We start from the raw sequence: 15711 nt of genomic DNA, 5'->3' as shown, positions 1-15711 counted from the left end.
AGGCCGCATATTCTAAGGAATATCCGGACTTTTGCAAATGACTTTTTCCGGCGCCTATGGCATGCCGTGCTGATTTGCGGTAGAGCCGTCAATGAAAACGGCCTGTCAGCTCCCGCCGAATGCGGGTTTGCTGTGAATCCCGCCTCCATGCGGGACTGCGCCGGTACGACGACCGGCGAGTTCTTTTACAGTTTCGGCATGCCGCCGCCGGGCAACATTCCGCCCATGCCGCGCATCATTTTCGCCATTCCGCCCTTGGCGGAGAACTTCTTCATCATTTTCTGCATCTGCTTGTGCTGCTTGATCAAGCGACCGATGTCCTGCACTTGGGTGCCGGAACCCATGGCAATCCGACGCTTGCGCGAACCGCTGATCAGCTCAGGGTCGCGGCGCTCGGCCGGGGTCATGGAGTTGATGATGGCTTCCATCTGCTTGAACTGCTTTTCTGCCGCGCTCTGGGCGTTGCCCATCTGCGACAGGTTGACGCCGCCGATGCTCGGCAGCTTGTCCATGAGCCCGCCGAGGCCGCCCATGTTCTTCATCTGTTGCAGCTGATCGCGGAAGTCTTCGAGGTCGAAGCCCTTGCCCTTCTTCAGCTTCTTGGCCAGTTTGTCGGCCTTGTCCTTGTCGAGGGTCGCTTCAGCCTGCTCGATCAGGCTGAGCACGTCGCCCATGCCGAGGATCCGCGAGGCGATCCGCTCAGGATGGAACGGATCGAGCGCTTCGCTCTTCTCGCCCATACCAATGAACTTGATCGGCTTGCCGGTGATCGCGCGAACGGACAGCGCAGCACCGCCACGGGCATCACCGTCGACCTTGGTCAGGATCACGCCGGTCAGCGGCAGTGCATCGCCGAAGGCCTTGGCCGTGTTGGCGGCGTCCTGACCGGTCATGGCATCGACCACGAACAGGGTTTCGACCGGGTTGATCGCGGCGTGCAGCGCCTTGATCTCGCCCATCATCTCTTCGTCGATGTGCAGACGACCGGCGGTATCGACGATGACCACGTCGATGAATTTCAGTTTTGCTTCTTTAATAGCCGCATTGGCGATGTCGACCGGCTTCTGGCTCAGGTCGGACGGGAAAAACGTCACGCCAATGTCGTTGGCCAGGGTTTCCAGCTGTTTGATAGCGGCAGGACGATAGATGTCCGCCGACACGACCATGACCGACTTCTTCTTGCGCTCTTTAAGGAAGCGCGCCAGTTTGCCGGCGGTGGTGGTTTTACCCGCGCCCTGCAGACCGGCCATCAGGATGACGGCGGGCGGCACGGCACTCAGGTTCAAGTCTTCGTTGGCCGCGCCCATCAGGCTTTCGAGTTCGGCCTGGACGATCTTCACGAACGCCTGGCCCGGCGTCAGGCTGCGCGACACCTCGGTGCCGACAGCGCGTTCCTTGACCGAGCTGACGAAGTCCTTGACCACCGGCAGGGCGACATCGGCCTCAAGCAACGCCATGCGCACTTCGCGCAAGGTGTCTTTAATGTTGTCTTCAGTCAGTTTCGCCTTGCCGGTGACATGGCGCAGCGTCTGCGAGAGACGGTCGGTTAAGTTTTCAAACATTGCGCGATCCTTTCAGGCCCTGTGTAGACCGGGATAATGGCGGCCCGGACCGAAATCAACATGTACTCGGCGAGCCTGCGGCGTGGGCAGGTCGCGGATTATAGCGAAGACTGCGTCTGGCGGACACCTCGCTGTCAGCTTGCCGGTCTTTCGTGCGACGACTGTTCTATGCCAAACTCAGCCCCTTTCGGGCTTGCCTAACAGGATTTATGCTCCCCTTGTCACCGAGTTTGCTGACCACCCTCGCCGCCGCCCTTCTCTATGCCGCTGCGACCCTCTATCAGGGCACCCGTCTGGCCACCGGTGCCAAGGCCAACAAGCGCCTGCTGGTCTCGCTTGGCGTCCTCGCCGTGCTGGCCCACAGCGCCAGCCTGCTCACTCATCTGTTGACGCCGATCGGTCTGGGCCTGGACTTCTTCAGTGCTTCGAGCCTGATTGCCGCGGCAGTCATCGCCCTGACCCTACTGGCCTGCTCGCGGATCCCGGTGGAAAACCTGCTGGTCCTGCTGTTCCCGCTGGGGGCGGTCACGGTGTTGCTGGCGCAGTTCGCGCCGACCGGTACCGTGCAGATCATCGACGAAGAGCCGGGCATCCTCGCGCATATCCTGCTGTCGATTCTTGCCTACGGCATGTTCACCATCGCCGTGTTCCAGGCCTTGCTGCTGCTGGTGCAGGATCACCAGCTCAAGAACAAGCACCCGTCCGGGCTGATCAAGAACTTTCCGCCGCTGCAGACCATGGAAAGCCTGCTGTTCGGTTTCCTGTGGGCCGGCTGGACACTGCTGTCGCTGTCGCTGATTTCCGGCTGGCTGTTCGTCGAGAACCTGTTTGCCCAGCATCTTGTGCACAAAACTCTGCTGGCCTGCCTGGCCTGGGTCGTGTTCAGCGTGCTGTTGTGGGGCCGCAATCGCCTCGGCTGGCGCGGCCACAAGGCGATCCGCTGGACCCTCGCCGGTTTCTGCCTGCTGATGTTGGCGTATTTCGGCAGCAAACTGGTCCGTGAATACATTCTGCACATCTGACGGGCGGCATAAATGGACGGTTTGCCCATAGGGCCGATGCTCGCGGTATTTGTCCTGCTGATTCTCTGGTCGGGGTTGTTTACCGCCGTGGAAGTTGCGCAACAGCATCTGCTGGCACAACGTACTGCTTCGCGTGCGAGCGACAAACCGCTGGCGAAGCTCGGTTTTCCCCTCGACAGCCTGATCCTGTGCAACACCCTGTGTCGAGCCCTCGCCGTGGTACTTGCCACGCTGCTGGCGATTTTCCTTTGTGAAGAGAACGGCCCCTGGGCAGCCACTCTGGGCGCCGGCGCCGTATTGCTGGTGTTTGCCGACTACTTCCCGCGCACTCTCGCACAACGCTATCCGGATGCCGTGCTGTCATTCGGCAACACGTTGCTGGCAGTACCGCTGAAAGTGATCTATCCGCTTGCATGGCTGTTCAGCGGCATCAGCAGCTTGCTGATGCGCCCACTGGTGCGCAAGCCTCAGGTCGTGCAGCAGAGCGAAGACGACGTCCCGCCTGAGCGCCATGACGACCCGGAACATCCGTCTCGACCGCACCCGGTTTCCGGCATCCACGCGCTGGACAACATCACGGTCAACGACATCCTGGTGCCCCGCAGTGACGTCGACGGCATCAATCTCGATGACCCCATCGAAGAAATCATTGAGCAGTTGCGCCACAACAAGCGCACCCGCCTACCGGTCTTCCACAGTGACATCAACCAGGTCGAGGCGATCCTCAACACTCGGCAATTCCGTCATTTGCTGGACGATCACAGCCTGACCCGGGAAGCGCTGCTGGCCGCCAGCTACGAGCCGTATTTCGTACCGGAAAGCACTCCGCTGCAACTGCAACTGCTGAATTTCCACAAGCAACAGCGGCGTCTGGGCATGGTGGTGGACGAGTACGGCGAAGTGCTGGGGATTGTCACGCTGGAAGACATTCTCGAAGAGATCGTCGGTGAATTCGAAAGCGAGCACAGCCTCGACAATCCGCACATCCACCCGCAGGCCGATGGACGCATGGTGATCGACGGCGCCGCCTCGATCCGCGAGCTGAACAAATGCCTGGGCTGGCACCTGCCCAGCGATGGCCCCAGGACCCTCAATGGCCTGGTGACCGAAGCGCTGGAAACCATTCCGGAAAGCGCAGTCTGCCTGAAGATCGGGCGTTATCGCCTGGAGATTCTGGAAACGGAGGAGAACCGCGTGAGCAAAGTGCTCATCTGGCACACCAGCTCGGCACCGGCGCTCGCACCTGCCCGCTAGTTCTCCGCTTGTTCAATCGTTAGCCACCTTCCTATAATCAGGGCGCTTACCCAAGCCCCGCCGCCCCCGTGCTTACCCCGCACCTGACAGGTTCCGGCCGGTTCATTGCCGTTTTACGCAGCACACCGACGACTGTTCCTACCTGAAACAGCGCTCGCGCCCTATCCCACATCCCCGGGTAGTCGACCATAATAATTCGCTCCAATGGAGCTCATGACTGTCAGGGATCACCGCATGACGACCAGTACCGCTTACCGCGACTCCGCGCCGGCCCAACCGGCCAACTCTGCCACCCGGGTGGCCACCGCGAGCTTCATCGGCACGGCTATCGAGTTTTATGACTTCTACGTCTACGCCACTGCCGCAGCACTGGTGATCGGGCCCGTGTTCTTTCCGCAGACATCCGGCACCGCACAGATGCTCTCGGCATTCCTCACCTTCGGCATCGCCTTTCTCGCCCGTCCACTGGGTTCCGCGCTGTTCGGCCACTTCGGCGACCGCATCGGGCGCAAGTCGACTCTCGTGGCCTCGCTGTTGCTGATGGGCGTCTGCACCACGCTGATCGGCGTACTGCCGGGTTACGACAGCATTGGGGCGTGGGCGCCGATCCTGCTGTGTGTGCTGCGCTTCGGTCAGGGTCTCGGATTGGGCGGTGAATGGGGCGGCGCGGCGCTGCTGGCCACCGAAAACGCGCCGAAAGGCAAACGGGCATGGTTCGGCATGTTCCCGCAGCTCGGTCCTGCGATCGGCTTTCTGGCGGCCAACGGCCTGTTCCTGACCCTCGCCATGACCCTTGATGATGAACAGTTTCGCAGTTGGGGCTGGCGGATTCCGTTCTTGCTCAGTGCGGTGCTGGTGATGGTCGGGCTGTACGTGCGCCTCAAGCTTCACGAAACCCCGGTGTTCGCCAACGCCATCGCCCGTCAGGAGCGGGTGAAAGTACCGCTGGTCGAGCTGTTCAGCCAGTACTGGGCACCGACGCTCTTGGGCGCAGCCGCCATGGTGGTTTGCTACGCACTGTTCTATATCTCGACCGTGTTTTCCCTGAGCTACGGCGTGTCGACGCTGGGCTACAGCCGCGAGACATTCCTCGGACTGCTGTGTTTCGCGGTGTTGTTCATGGCGGCCGCCACGCCATTGTCGGCCTGGGCCAGTGATCGTTACGGGCGCAAACCCGTATTGATCGTCGGCGGTGTACTGGCGATTCTTTCCGGTTTTCTGATGGAGCCGTTGCTGACGCAGGGGTCGACCTGGGGCGTGGCGCTGTTCCTGTGCATCGAGCTGTTCCTGATGGGGGTGACGTTCGCCCCGATGGGCGCGCTCCTGCCGGAACTGTTTCCGACGCACGTCCGTTATACCGGTGCATCGGCGGCCTACAACCTCGGCGGGATTGTCGGGGCCTCGGCGGCGCCGTTTTTCGCGCAGAAGCTGGTGGCGATGGGTGGTTTGAGTTACGTCGGCGGGTATGTGTCTGCGGCCGCGGTGCTCAGCTTGATCGCTGTGCTGTGCCTGAAGGAAACGCGCAATAACGATTTGAATCAGGTGTCGTAAAGGCTCTGATCGCTCCCGCCCGACGCGGGAGCGATCAGCTTGCGAGGTTACAGCTCTACAACGACCGCCTGAGAAGCACGGGTCGCCTTGGCGCGAGCCGCTTCAATCGACTCGTCACGCGCCAGGGCCACGCCCATGCGACGCTGGCCGTTGACCTCAGGTTTGCCGAACAGGCGCAACGCGGTATCCGGTTCGCTCAGTGCTGCGCCGAGGTTGGCGAATGCCGTCTGGGTCGACTGACCTTCTACCAGAATCACCGCCGAAGCCGATGGACCGAACTGACGGATCAGCGGCACTGGCAAGCCAAGGATTGCCCGGGCGTGCAGGGCGAACTGTGACAGGTCCTGGGAAATCAGGGTCACCAGACCGGTGTCATGCGGACGCGGCGACACTTCGCTGAACCATACCTGATCGCCCTTGATGAACAGCTCGACGCCGAACAGACCACGGCCGCCCAACGCCTCGGTCACCGCTTTGGCAACGCGCTCGGACTCAGCCAGAGCAATCGGGCTCATGGCCTGTGGCTGCCAGGACTCCTGGTAGTCGCCCTTCTCCTGGCGGTGGCCGACCGGAGCACAGAACGTGGTACCGCCGATATGTCGAACGGTCAGCAGAGTGATTTCGTAGTCGAAATCGATGAAGCCTTCGATGATCACGCGACCTTTGCCGGCGCGACCGCCCTCTTGGGCGTAATCCCAGGCTTTCTGCACGTCATCGGCGCTGCGCAGCAGGCTCTGGCCCTTGCCCGACGAACTCATCACCGGTTTTACGACGCATGGGAAACCCAGGTCCTGAACGGCCTTGCTGTAATCCTCGAAGGTGTCGGCGAAGTGGTACGGCGAAGTCGGCAGGTCCAGCTCTTCGGCGGCCAGGCGACGGATGCCTTCGCGGTTCATGGTCAGTTGAGCGGCGCGAGCGGTCGGGATCACGGTGAAGCCTTCGGCTTCCAGCTCCACCAGGGTGGCAGTGGCGATGGCTTCGATTTCCGGCACGATGAAATGCGGTTTCTCGGCTTCGATCACTGCACGCAGGGCGGCGCCGTCGAGCATGTTGATCACGTGGCTGCGATGAGCAACCTGCATGGCCGGCGCATTGGCGTAACGGTCAACGGCGATCACTTCAACGCCCAGGCGTTGCAGCTCGATCACCACTTCCTTGCCCAACTCACCACAGCCACACAGCAATACGCGGGTCGCGGTCGGCGACAATGGAGTTCCGATACGGGTCATCTCAGGTCCTCAAAGAAGCGGATCATCGAGGAAAGCAACGCCAGACGCGCTTTCCATGGGGAGAAAACGCGGCATTTTACATGAACCTGAGGGTTTGGCTTCAGCCGGCGACAGCCTGTTTGCGCTCGCGCCAGGTCATGATCAGCCAGACAGCGGTGACACCGGCAAACTTCGAGGCCAGGGCAGTGATGAGCACTGGCGGCGTCAGCAGGTCGATCATGCCGAAGAAAATGAAGGTGTCGAGGGGAATGCTCAGCGCCGAGCTGATCCACAACCGGTCGCGCAGCGGGCGCTTGGTGATGGTGAACACCAGCCAGTCAATGCACTCGGAGACCGCGAACGCCGTGGCACTGGCCAACGCAATCGACGGATCGGACGTGACATAGGACAGCACCAGCGCCGCCAGCATCGCCACAATCGCGCCGTGGCCAAAACGGATCTGCACCATGTCGCGCAGCACGAACACCAGCCCGCCCCAGGCCGACCAGATGATGTCCAGGTGGGGCGCGGTGGAGAAGGCGAAGTTGATCAGCACGACGCTGCTGATGTAGGCGATGAGGAAGAGCATGGGCGTGACCTGTCAATTTGGCGCACAGGTTACTTCAGCCCTTCGATGACGCCAATCAAATCGGTTATTGCCCTGGCGTTTTGCCGATCATCCAGACCAGGCCGCTGGCCTTCGCCCGCTCATGACAGAGCCCGAGCACCACGCGCCGCTCGTCGTTGGTCATGCGGCTCCAGCGAGTAATTTCCTCGACCGTACGCTGGCAACCGGTGCAAATGTCATCCTCGTCCAGCGCACAAATGCTCACGCACGGCGAAGCGACGGGTCTTTCGGGGGGCGTCATTCTTCCTGCTCAACCAGATCGCGCGCATAGCGCTGGGAGTTATGCACATAGTGCGCGGCGCTGGCTTCGAGCATCTTCTTCTGCGGCTCGGTCAGTTCGCGCACCACCTTGCCCGGAGAGCCCATCACCAGCGAACCATCGGGAATTTCCTTGCCTTCGCCGATCAGCGAGTTGGCACCGATGATGCAGTTTTTGCCGATCTTCGCGCCATTGAGGATGACGGCGTTGATGCCGATCAGACTGTAGTCGCCGACCGTGCAGCCGTGGAGCATCGCGTTGTGGCCGATGGTCACGCCAGTGCCGATGGTCAGCGGATAGCCCATGTCGGTGTGCATCACCGTGCCGTCCTGGACGTTGCTGTTCTTGCCGATCAGGATCAATTCGTTGTCGCCGCGCAGCACGGCGTTGAACCAGACGTTGGCGCCCTCCTCCAGCTTGACCTTGCCCACCAGTACGGCATTGGGGGCGACCCAGCTCTGCGGATGGGTTTCGACGCGGGCGTCGCCCAAGCGGTATTTCATCTTGTTTTCCTCAGGGCTCACGATGGCTGGCCATTCGAGCGATGGCTTCAGGTATTGGTAAAGCTTTTGGGCGGCTGGTGCAGGCTGATTCTGGCGTCATAGAGCAGGTTGATCAACTCGACGATCATGATCGCCGTCAGCCCCCAGATCTTGTATTCGCCGTAACGATAGCTCGGCACGTACCAACTGCGACCCTGATAGTCGATGCGGTGGGTGTGTTCGCGCGGATCCTTGCGGAAGAATTCCAGCGGCACGCTGAACACCGCTGCGATCTCGGCATCGTTGGCCAGGTATTCGACGAAATCGGGAATCACCCCGACATACGGCGTGACCTTGATGCCATGCAGGGAGATCAGCGGACTGAGCGGGCCAATCACTTCGACCAGGCCGGGCGGCAGGCCGATTTCCTCTTCGGCTTCACGCAGGGCGGTGAAGATCAGATCGGGGTCTTCCGGGTCTCGTCTGCCACCGGGAAAGGCGACTTCGCCACCGTGGGTCGAGAGCCCGCTGGCGCGCAAGGTCAGGACAAGCTCCGGTTCGTCACTGCGAGTAATCGGCACCAGGACGGCGGCCTCGGGGAAACGCGTGTCGGTCTCCAGCGTGCGCGGCGTGTGATTGCTTACCCGGTGCAGTAGCTCGTCCAGCATAAGTGTTCTCGATCTGTGCCTTACCCTGCATCATGCACCAATCATTGCGACCGCCCAAGCCCCGGACAGGCGTCATGTCGCGAAACGACAACTTGCCGACAGCCACCGCTGCACGCCAAGATAGGCGCAGCATTCAGGAACCCCAGCATGAAATTTTGCAGCCAGTGCGGCAACCCGGTGACCCAGCGCATTCCCGAAGGCGATTCGCGGCTGCGATTTGTCTGCGACAGCTGTCAGACCATTCACTACCAGAACCCCAATATCGTGGCCGGGTGTGTGGCGACCTGGGGCAGCAAGGTTCTGCTCTGCCGCCGCGCCATCGAACCGCGCCTCGGCTACTGGACCCTGCCCGCCGGCTTCATGGAGAACGGCGAGACCATCGAGCAGGCCGCCATCCGGGAAACCGCCGAGGAAGCCTGCGCCCGGGTGCGCAACCTGAGCATCTACACCCTGATCGATGTGCCACATATCAGTCAGGTGCATGTGTTCTTCCGCGCCGAGCTTGCAGACCTGGATTTTGCCGCCGGCCCCGAGAGCCTCGAAGTACAACTGTTCGACGAAGCGCAGATTCCATGGAACGAGCTGGCTTTCCGCACGGTGGGGCGTACCTTAGAATGCTTCTTCGCTGACCGCCGTGCCGAGGTCTACCCGGTTCGCTCCGAGTCGACTCCGCCGCTCGCCAAGCCAGTCATCACTTGATCTCGCCGGCGCCCGGCCGATACACAAAGCGCGGGGCTGCAACAGCGTCTGCATGACATCTATAAATAAAGTATCGGCTTCATTCCTGGGGAATCGTTTCAATGCGCTGGTTGCTTGCCCTGTTCTGCCTGTCGTTCGTTTCGGTATCGCAAGCGTCTTTCGTGACCACCGTGACACCCTCCAATACACCATTGATCGAAAAAGTACTGGTGCTCAAATCGGCTCATCAACTGCAGTTGATCGCCGACGGCAAGCCCATCAAGACCTATCGCATTTCTCTGGGCAAGGGCGCAAAGAAAGGTCCGAAACTGATTGAAGGCGACAAACGCACACCTGAAGGCTTCTATTGGATCGACTGGCGCAAGACCAGCGACAAATTCAATCTGTCGATGCACATTTCCTACCCGAACATTTCCGACTCCGCCCGCGCCCGCCGGGAAGGCGTCGAACCTGGCGGGATGATCATGATCCACGGCACGCCGGATTCGGAAGAAACACCTGAAGACCTGTTCCACACACTGGACTGGACTGATGGCTGTGTCGCCATGCGCAATGTCGACATGCGCGAAGTGTGGAACCTGGTGCCGGACGGCACGATGGTCGAAATCCGCCCGTGATTCTGTAACCTGGTCACCTGCTCTCTCGTGGCCGCGACGCGGCCCTTTCCCCTGACCACTGGTCGCCCGCAAAAAATAAATGAAAAAGATCGCAGCCTGCGACAACGTCTGAACGGTGATACCACTTTCACCGGCCAGAACTGCCGCAGACTGCGATCTTTTGCTTTCCAGAGCCCATCTCTAATACCACTTGAAACCACCCGCCCTCAAACACCCGATTCCAAAGGACTACAGGACTTTCCGCCGCGTTGACATGGTATTCAAGTGGTATTAGTTTTCGCCCGACAACCGAGCGACAACAATCCTATATCAGCGCCGGAAATGCCTTACATGAACGACCTCCACGCCCTACGTCCCGACGACTCCCAGCCGACGCCGCTGTACCTGCAACTGGCGCGCAATCTGGAAGCGGCGATCCACGCCGGCCAGTGGAAAGCCGAACAGGCGATGCCGTCGGAGCGCAATCTCAGCGAAATGCTGGGGATTTCCCGAGTCACCGCGCGCAAGGCACTGGAGGTTCTGCTCGATCAAGGTTTGATCCGCCGCCTGCAAGGTTCCGGCACCTTCATCACCCCACGCCTTGAACAACCGCTGTCGCGCCTGTCGGGTTTCAGCGAAATGCTCCGTCTCAAGGGCTTCGTGCCCAGCTCGCAATGGCTTGAGCGGGAAATCACCCTGCCAACCCACGAAGAACTGATTCGCCTCGGTCTGTCGCCGAACGACAAGGTTGCGCGCATGAAACGCCTGCGCAAAGCCGACGACACGGTGATGGCCATCGAGATGAGCACCCTGCCCGCCTCGATCATGCCCAAGCCACAAGTGGTGGGCGATTCCCTCTACGAACACCTCGACAGCATCGGTAAACCGATCGTGCGCGCCTTGCAGCACATTCAAGCCATCAACGCCTCGGACGAGTTTGCCGCGCTGGTCGGCATCGCCCCCGGCACCGCGATGCTGCTGATGACCCGGGTCGGCTACCTGGAAGACAACACGCCGATCGAAGTCACCGACACCTATTGCCGCAACGACTACTACGACTTTGTTGCAGAGCTTCGCCGCTGATCAGCAGCCAGGCCAAACGAGAGAAGCGAAATGTCCGAAGACAACATCCTCACCGCTGACGGCTGGGTTCGCGGCCGGCTGATCCACGAACACGGCAGAGTCGTGTCCATCGAAGGCGTGCCGTGCGATCCGGCGGATAACGACCTGCCTTACCTGCTGCCGGGTTTCATCGACCTGCACGTTCACGGCGGTGGCGGCAAAGACATCATGGAAGGCGCCAGCGCCTTCGCGACCATCACCAAGACCCACGTGCGCTTCGGCACCACCTCGCTGCTGGCCACCACCATGACCGCGCCGAGTGCCGAGATTGCCAGCGTGCTCAAGGATGTCGGCGAGTTCTGCGAGCAGCGTCCGAAAGGCGCCGCCCGAGTTCTCGGGGTTCACCTCGAAGGCCCGTACATCAATCCCGGCAAACTCGGCGCCCAGCCGAACTTCGCCCACACCGCGCTGATGGCCGAAGTCGAAGACTATCTGGCACTGGCGCCGATCCGGGTGATCACCATTGCCCCGGAAATCGCCGGCCACGATGGCTTGATTCGTGAACTGAGCGGCCGTGGCATCCGCATGCAGATCGGCCACACCCTCGGCAGTTACGAGGAAGGCGTCGCCGCCCTCGAAGCCGGCGCCACCAGTTTCACCCATTTGTACAACGCCATGAGCCCGCTGCATCACCGCGAGCCGGGCATCGTCGGCGCGGCGCTGGCCCACGCCAAATTCGCCGAGCTGATCCCGGATCTGCTGCATGTGCACCCCGGCGCGATCCGCGTGGCCCTGCGCTCGATTCCGTGCCTGTACTGCGTCACCGACTCGACCGCCGCCGCCGGCATGCCCGATGGCGAGTACAAGCTCGGCAGCCATACCGTCACCAAATGCCTGGGTGGTGTGCGCCTGCCGGACGGCACGCTGGCCGGCAGCACCCTGACCATGGATCAGGCTTTGCGCAATCTGGTGAAGATCGGCCTGCCGATCGCCGAGGCCTCGCAACGTCTTTCGCAATTCCCCGCCGACTACCTCGGCATCACCGAACGCGGGCGCCTGCAACCCGGCGCCTGGGCCGACTGCGTGCGGCTGGATCGCTCACTCACACTGACCGCCGTCATGGTCGAAGGAGAAGACATTGACTTCAAAAATGCTTGAGGAGGCGCTGTCCTCGTTCGAGGCCGTGCAAGCCCAACTGCAACAGCTCGATGGCTCGATGATCGAGATCGCCGGGCGCCTGCGCCGTCAGCCGCCACAAGTGGCGATGACCGTTGCCCGTGGCAGCTCCGATCACGCGGCGAGCTACTTCGCCTACCTGACCATGCAGCAACTAGGCATTCCGGTGGCGTCGCTGCCGATGTCGGTGGTGACCATGCAACAGGCGCCGCTGAAGGTCAGCGGTCAGGTCGCGTTCGCGTTTTCCCAGTCGGGCCAGAGCCCGGATCTGGTCAACAGCCTGCGCCTGCTGCGCAAACGCGGCGCCTTGAGCGTGTCGATGGTCAACGCCGCCGATTCGCCGCTGGAAGCCGCGTGTGAATTCAGCCTGCCATTGCTGGCCGGTACCGAAAGCAGCGTCGCCGCGACCAAGAGTTTCATCGCCACCCTCAGCGCCAGCGCCCGTCTGATCGCCCACTGGAAAGAAGACAGCGAATTGCTGGAAGCGCATAACGCCCTGCCTGAAGGCTTGCGTGATGCTGCGAAACAGGACTGGAGCCCGGCCATCGACGCCCTGCGCAATTGCGAGCGGTTGATGGTGATCGGCCGTGGCGCCGGTTTTGCCATCGCCCAGGAAGCCGCGCTGAAATTCAAGGAAACCTCGGCGATCCAGGCCGAAGCGTTCAGCAGCGCCGAAGTCCGTCACGGCCCCATGGCGCTGATCGACGAAAACTACCCTTTGCTGGTGTTCGCCCCGCGCGGCGCCGAGCAGGCCGGTCTGCTGAGCCTGGCGGCGGAAATGCGTCAGCGTGGTGCCCGTGTATTGCTGGCGGCGCCGGACGATGTGCTCGAACGCGACCTGACCCTGAGCCGTGCCGAACACCCGGCTCTCGACCCGATCCTGGCGATCCAGAGTTTCTACGTGATGGCCGCCAACCTGGCCGTGGCCCGTGGCATGGACCCGGATCAGCCGCGCCACCTGAGCAAAGTCACCCGTACGCACTGAGTGCGAACCGAACGTTTTTCCTGATGAGACCGAGCCATGCACAACAACAATAAAGAGCTGACTTTAAGCGCCCCGCTCAGCGGCCCGGTGCTCACGCTCGCCAAAGTCCCGGACGCGGTGTTCGCCAGCGGCGCCATGGGCGACGGCATTGCCATCGATCCGCTGAACGACACGTTGTACTCGCCCTGCGCCGGTGTGGTGATCCACGTCGCCCGCACCGGGCATGCACTGACCGTGCGCGCCGACAACGGCGCCGAGTTGTTGCTGCACCTGGGCCTGGACACGGTGGAGTTGCAGGGTGAAGGCTTCTCGATGCTGGTCAAGGAAGGCGCGCGGGTCAGCAATGGCCAGCCGCTGCTGCGCTATGACCTGGACAAGGTCGGCCGCCAGTGCAAAAGCCTGGTCAGCCTGCTGATCCTGACCAACAGCCAGGATTTCCAGGCGCGCCCCATCACCCTGAAAACGGTGAAGGTGGGCGAGCCGCTGCTGCACATCGTCGCTCGTCACAATGCCGCGGCAAATACAGAAGAACTCGGCGGCCCGCAAGTTCACGGTCACGTGCAGGTCGCCCATCGCGGCGGTCTGCATGCACGCCCGGCGGCGTTAATCCGCCAGACCGCGCAAGGGTTCAAGAGCCAGTCGCAGCTGCATTTCGCCGGCAAGTCGGCGCCGTGCAACAGCCTCATCGGTTTGATGGGCCTGGCAATTGGCGAACAGGACGAAGTGCAGGTCAGTTGCCAGGGTCCGGACGCACAGGCTGCGTTGCAGGCCTTGCTCACTGCACTGGCCACCGCCCTGCCGGAGGATCATCACGCCGCCGCACCGATTGCTGCCGCCCCACGCAATCGTCCGGTCGAGGCTGGCGTGTTGTACGGTGTTTGCGCCGCACCGGGTCTGGTGGGCGGGCCGCTGTTTCGCTTGAACGCGATCAACCTGCCGGCGGACGCTGGCAATCATCAGCCCGAACAACAATTGCAGATCCTCGACACGGCGCTGAATCAGGTTCGCAGCGAAATCGACAGCACCCTCGCCCAGGCGAAAAAACAGCGCAATGCCGACGAAGAAGCGATCTTTGCTGCGCACCTCGCGTTGCTGGAAGACCCGGCCCTGCTCGACGCCGCCCGGCAATCGATTGAAACCGGCACGGCGGCGACCCACGCCTGGAGCCAGTCCATCGATGCGCAATGCGAAGTGCTGCAAAATACCGGCAGCCCGCTGCTGGCCGAGCGCGCCAACGATCTGCGCGACTTGAAACAACGGGTGCTGCGCGCCCTGCTTGGTGAAGCCTGGCATTACGACGTGCCGGCCGGCGCCATCGTCGCCGCTCACGAACTGACGCCCTCGGACCTGTTGCAACTGAGCGCACAAGGCGTCGCCGGCTTGTGCATGGCCGAGGGTGGCGCGACTTCCCACGTGGCGATTCTGGCCCGGGGCAAAGGCCTGCCGTGCATGGTCGCACTGGGCTCGGCGCTGCTCGATCAGGCGCAAGGTCAATCGGTGGTGCTCGATGCCGACGGTGGCCGCCTCGAACTGACGCCGAATGCCGAGCGTCTGGCCGAAGTCCGGCAGGCGCAGATCGACCGCCAACAACGACGCAACGCCCAGCAAGCCCAGGCCCATCTGCCGGCGGAAACCCGCAACGGCGTGGCCATCGAAGTGGTCGCCAACGTCGCCTCCAGCCACGAAGCGGCGGATGCATTTGCCAACGGCGCTGACGGCGTCGGCCTGTTGCGCACCGAATTTCTGTTCGTCGATCGCAACACCGCGCCGGATGTCGAAGAGCAACGCGCCGCCTATCAAGCCGTGATCGATGCGATGGGCGACAAGTCGGTGATCATCCGCACCATCGACGTCGGCGGCGACAAACAACTCGATTACCTGCCGCTGCCCGTGGAGGCCAACCCGGTGCTCGGCCTGCGCGGCATTCGCCTGGCCCAGGCACGCCCGGAAATCCTCGACCAGCAACTGCGCGCCCTGCTGCAGGTCAGCCCGTTGCAGCGCTGCCGGATCCTGCTGCCGATGGTCACCGAAGTGGACGAACTGCTGCACATCCGCCAACGGGTCGATGCGCTGTGCCTGGAACTGGGCATCAGCCAACGTCCGGAAATCGGCGTGATGATCGAAGTCCCGGCCGCCGCGCTACAAGCCGAACAACTGGCCGAGCACGCCGACTTCCTGTCCATCGGCACCAACGATCTGTCGCAATACACCCTGGCCATGGACCGCGACCACGCCGGCCTCGCCGCACGGGTCGATGCCTTGCACCCGGCGCTGCTGCGCCTGATCGCCATGACTTGCGAAGGCGCGGCGGTGCATAAACGCTGGGTCGGCGTGTGCGGCGCCCTCGCCTCGGATCCGCTGGCGACGCCGGTGTTGATCGGCCTGGGCGTGACCGAACTGTCGGTGAGCCCGGTACAGATCGGCGAAATCAAGGATCGCGTGCGCCAGCTGCACGAAGCCGAATGCCAACGCCTCGCCCGGGACTTGCTCAAGCTGAGCAGCGCCGCTGCGGTGCGTCATGCCTGTCATCAACATTGGCCTCTGCGCTAACAAAAACAA

Annotated in this window: 15 protein-coding genes; 9 read left to right on the top strand and 6 right to left on the bottom strand. The window is 62.2% G+C overall.

The genetic code is table 11. The features are described from left to right. Positions 1-185: 185 nt before the first annotated feature. A complete protein-coding gene (gene ffh, locus NE357_RS05180) occupies positions 186-1562 on the bottom strand; it encodes a signal recognition particle protein (RefSeq protein ID WP_169429000.1) in 1377 nt (458 codons plus the stop codon). 209 nt (positions 1563-1771) lie between these two features. On the opposite strand from ffh, the gene NE357_RS05175 reads away from it, so the two are divergent. The 3 genes from NE357_RS05175 to NE357_RS05165 all read left to right on the top strand — a co-directional run bounded on the left by NE357_RS05175 (position 1772) and on the right by NE357_RS05165 (position 5389). Further along, positions 1772-2584, top strand: a complete 813-nt coding sequence (locus tag NE357_RS05175; protein ID WP_169428999.1) for a cytochrome C assembly family protein — start codon at positions 1772-1774, stop codon at positions 2582-2584. Between the two features lie 12 nt (positions 2585-2596). Next, positions 2597-3838, top strand: a complete 1242-nt coding sequence (locus NE357_RS05170; RefSeq protein WP_169428998.1) for an HlyC/CorC family transporter — start codon at positions 2597-2599, stop codon at positions 3836-3838. Between the two features lie 234 nt (positions 3839-4072). Then, positions 4073-5389, top strand: a complete 1317-nt coding sequence (locus NE357_RS05165) for an MFS transporter (RefSeq protein ID WP_169428997.1) — start codon at positions 4073-4075, stop codon at positions 5387-5389. A 47-nt stretch (positions 5390-5436) separates the two neighbouring features. Here the strand turns inward: NE357_RS05165 and purT are convergent, their stop codons facing one another. The 5 genes from purT to NE357_RS05140 all read right to left on the bottom strand — a co-directional run bounded on the left by purT (position 5437) and on the right by NE357_RS05140 (position 8634). Then, positions 5437-6618, bottom strand: coding sequence for a formate-dependent phosphoribosylglycinamide formyltransferase (gene purT / locus NE357_RS05160; protein WP_024011715.1), 1182 nt, complete (start codon positions 6616-6618; stop codon positions 5437-5439). Positions 6619-6718: 100 nt separating this feature from the next. Next, on the bottom strand, positions 6719-7186 hold the full coding sequence (locus NE357_RS05155; RefSeq protein WP_169428996.1) for a preQ0 transporter: 468 nt from the start codon (positions 7184-7186) through the stop codon (positions 6719-6721). 64 nt (positions 7187-7250) lie between these two features. Beyond that, on the bottom strand, positions 7251-7466 hold the full coding sequence (locus tag NE357_RS05150; protein WP_169428995.1) for a DUF1289 domain-containing protein: 216 nt from the start codon (positions 7464-7466) through the stop codon (positions 7251-7253). Next, positions 7463-7987, bottom strand: a complete 525-nt coding sequence (locus NE357_RS05145) for a gamma carbonic anhydrase family protein (protein ID WP_007954617.1) — start codon at positions 7985-7987, stop codon at positions 7463-7465. Before NE357_RS05145 ends, NE357_RS05150 begins: the two co-directional genes overlap by 4 nt. Before the next feature lie 47 nt (positions 7988-8034). Then, positions 8035-8634, bottom strand: a complete 600-nt coding sequence (locus NE357_RS05140; protein WP_169428994.1) for a CoA pyrophosphatase — start codon at positions 8632-8634, stop codon at positions 8035-8037. 147 nt (positions 8635-8781) lie between these two features. Here NE357_RS05140 and NE357_RS05135 point away from each other — a divergent pair, with 147 nt between their 5' ends. From NE357_RS05135 to ptsP, 6 genes are all read left to right on the top strand, one after another. Beyond that, on the top strand, positions 8782-9333 hold the full coding sequence (locus NE357_RS05135; RefSeq protein ID WP_169428993.1) for an NUDIX hydrolase: 552 nt from the start codon (positions 8782-8784) through the stop codon (positions 9331-9333). 101 nt (positions 9334-9434) lie between these two features. Next, positions 9435-9950, top strand: coding sequence for a L,D-transpeptidase family protein (locus NE357_RS05130; RefSeq protein ID WP_169428992.1), 516 nt, complete (start codon positions 9435-9437; stop codon positions 9948-9950). Positions 9951-10280: 330 nt separating this feature from the next. After that, entirely contained in the window at positions 10281-11012 is a 732-nt protein-coding gene (locus NE357_RS05125) for a GntR family transcriptional regulator (protein ID WP_007954613.1), read from the top strand. 30 nt (positions 11013-11042) lie between these two features. After that, on the top strand, positions 11043-12149 hold the full coding sequence (gene nagA / locus NE357_RS05120) for an N-acetylglucosamine-6-phosphate deacetylase (RefSeq protein ID WP_169428990.1): 1107 nt from the start codon (positions 11043-11045) through the stop codon (positions 12147-12149). Further along, entirely contained in the window at positions 12142-13152 is a 1011-nt protein-coding gene (locus tag NE357_RS05115; protein WP_169432597.1) for an SIS domain-containing protein, read from the top strand. Before nagA ends, NE357_RS05115 begins: the two co-directional genes overlap by 8 nt. 36 nt (positions 13153-13188) lie before the next feature. Continuing rightward, positions 13189-15702, top strand: coding sequence for a phosphoenolpyruvate--protein phosphotransferase (gene ptsP, locus NE357_RS05110; protein WP_169428989.1), 2514 nt, complete (start codon positions 13189-13191; stop codon positions 15700-15702). Positions 15703-15711: the final 9 nt, after the last annotated feature.

This window comes from Pseudomonas sp. G7(2022) (assembly GCF_052660475.1).
The sequence above is the reverse complement of the archived record's forward strand: the minus strand, read 5'-3'. Positions and strand labels throughout refer to the sequence as shown.

Bases quoted from the DNA above. Each gene is read 5' to 3' on its own strand.
- ffh (WP_169429000.1), bottom strand. From the start codon at position 1,562: ATGTTTGAAAACTTAACCGACCGTCTCTCGCAGACGCTGCGCCATGTC.
- NE357_RS05175 (WP_169428999.1), top strand. From the start codon at position 1,772: ATGCTCCCCTTGTCACCGAGTTTGCTGACCACCCTCGCCGCCGCCCTT.
- NE357_RS05170 (WP_169428998.1), top strand. From the start codon at position 2,597: ATGGACGGTTTGCCCATAGGGCCGATGCTCGCGGTATTTGTCCTGCTG.
- NE357_RS05165 (WP_169428997.1), top strand. From the start codon at position 4,073: ATGACGACCAGTACCGCTTACCGCGACTCCGCGCCGGCCCAACCGGCC.
- purT (WP_024011715.1), bottom strand. From the start codon at position 6,618: ATGACCCGTATCGGAACTCCATTGTCGCCGACCGCGACCCGCGTATTG.
- NE357_RS05155 (WP_169428996.1), bottom strand. From the start codon at position 7,186: ATGCTCTTCCTCATCGCCTACATCAGCAGCGTCGTGCTGATCAACTTC.
- NE357_RS05150 (WP_169428995.1), bottom strand. From the start codon at position 7,466: ATGACGCCCCCCGAAAGACCCGTCGCTTCGCCGTGCGTGAGCATTTGT.
- NE357_RS05145 (WP_007954617.1), bottom strand. From the start codon at position 7,987: ATGAAATACCGCTTGGGCGACGCCCGCGTCGAAACCCATCCGCAGAGC.
- NE357_RS05140 (WP_169428994.1), bottom strand. From the start codon at position 8,634: ATGCTGGACGAGCTACTGCACCGGGTAAGCAATCACACGCCGCGCACG.
- NE357_RS05135 (WP_169428993.1), top strand. From the start codon at position 8,782: ATGAAATTTTGCAGCCAGTGCGGCAACCCGGTGACCCAGCGCATTCCC.
- NE357_RS05130 (WP_169428992.1), top strand. From the start codon at position 9,435: ATGCGCTGGTTGCTTGCCCTGTTCTGCCTGTCGTTCGTTTCGGTATCG.
- NE357_RS05125 (WP_007954613.1), top strand. From the start codon at position 10,281: ATGAACGACCTCCACGCCCTACGTCCCGACGACTCCCAGCCGACGCCG.
- nagA (WP_169428990.1), top strand. From the start codon at position 11,043: ATGTCCGAAGACAACATCCTCACCGCTGACGGCTGGGTTCGCGGCCGG.
- NE357_RS05115 (WP_169432597.1), top strand. From the start codon at position 12,142: ATGCTTGAGGAGGCGCTGTCCTCGTTCGAGGCCGTGCAAGCCCAACTG.
- ptsP (WP_169428989.1), top strand. From the start codon at position 13,189: ATGCACAACAACAATAAAGAGCTGACTTTAAGCGCCCCGCTCAGCGGC.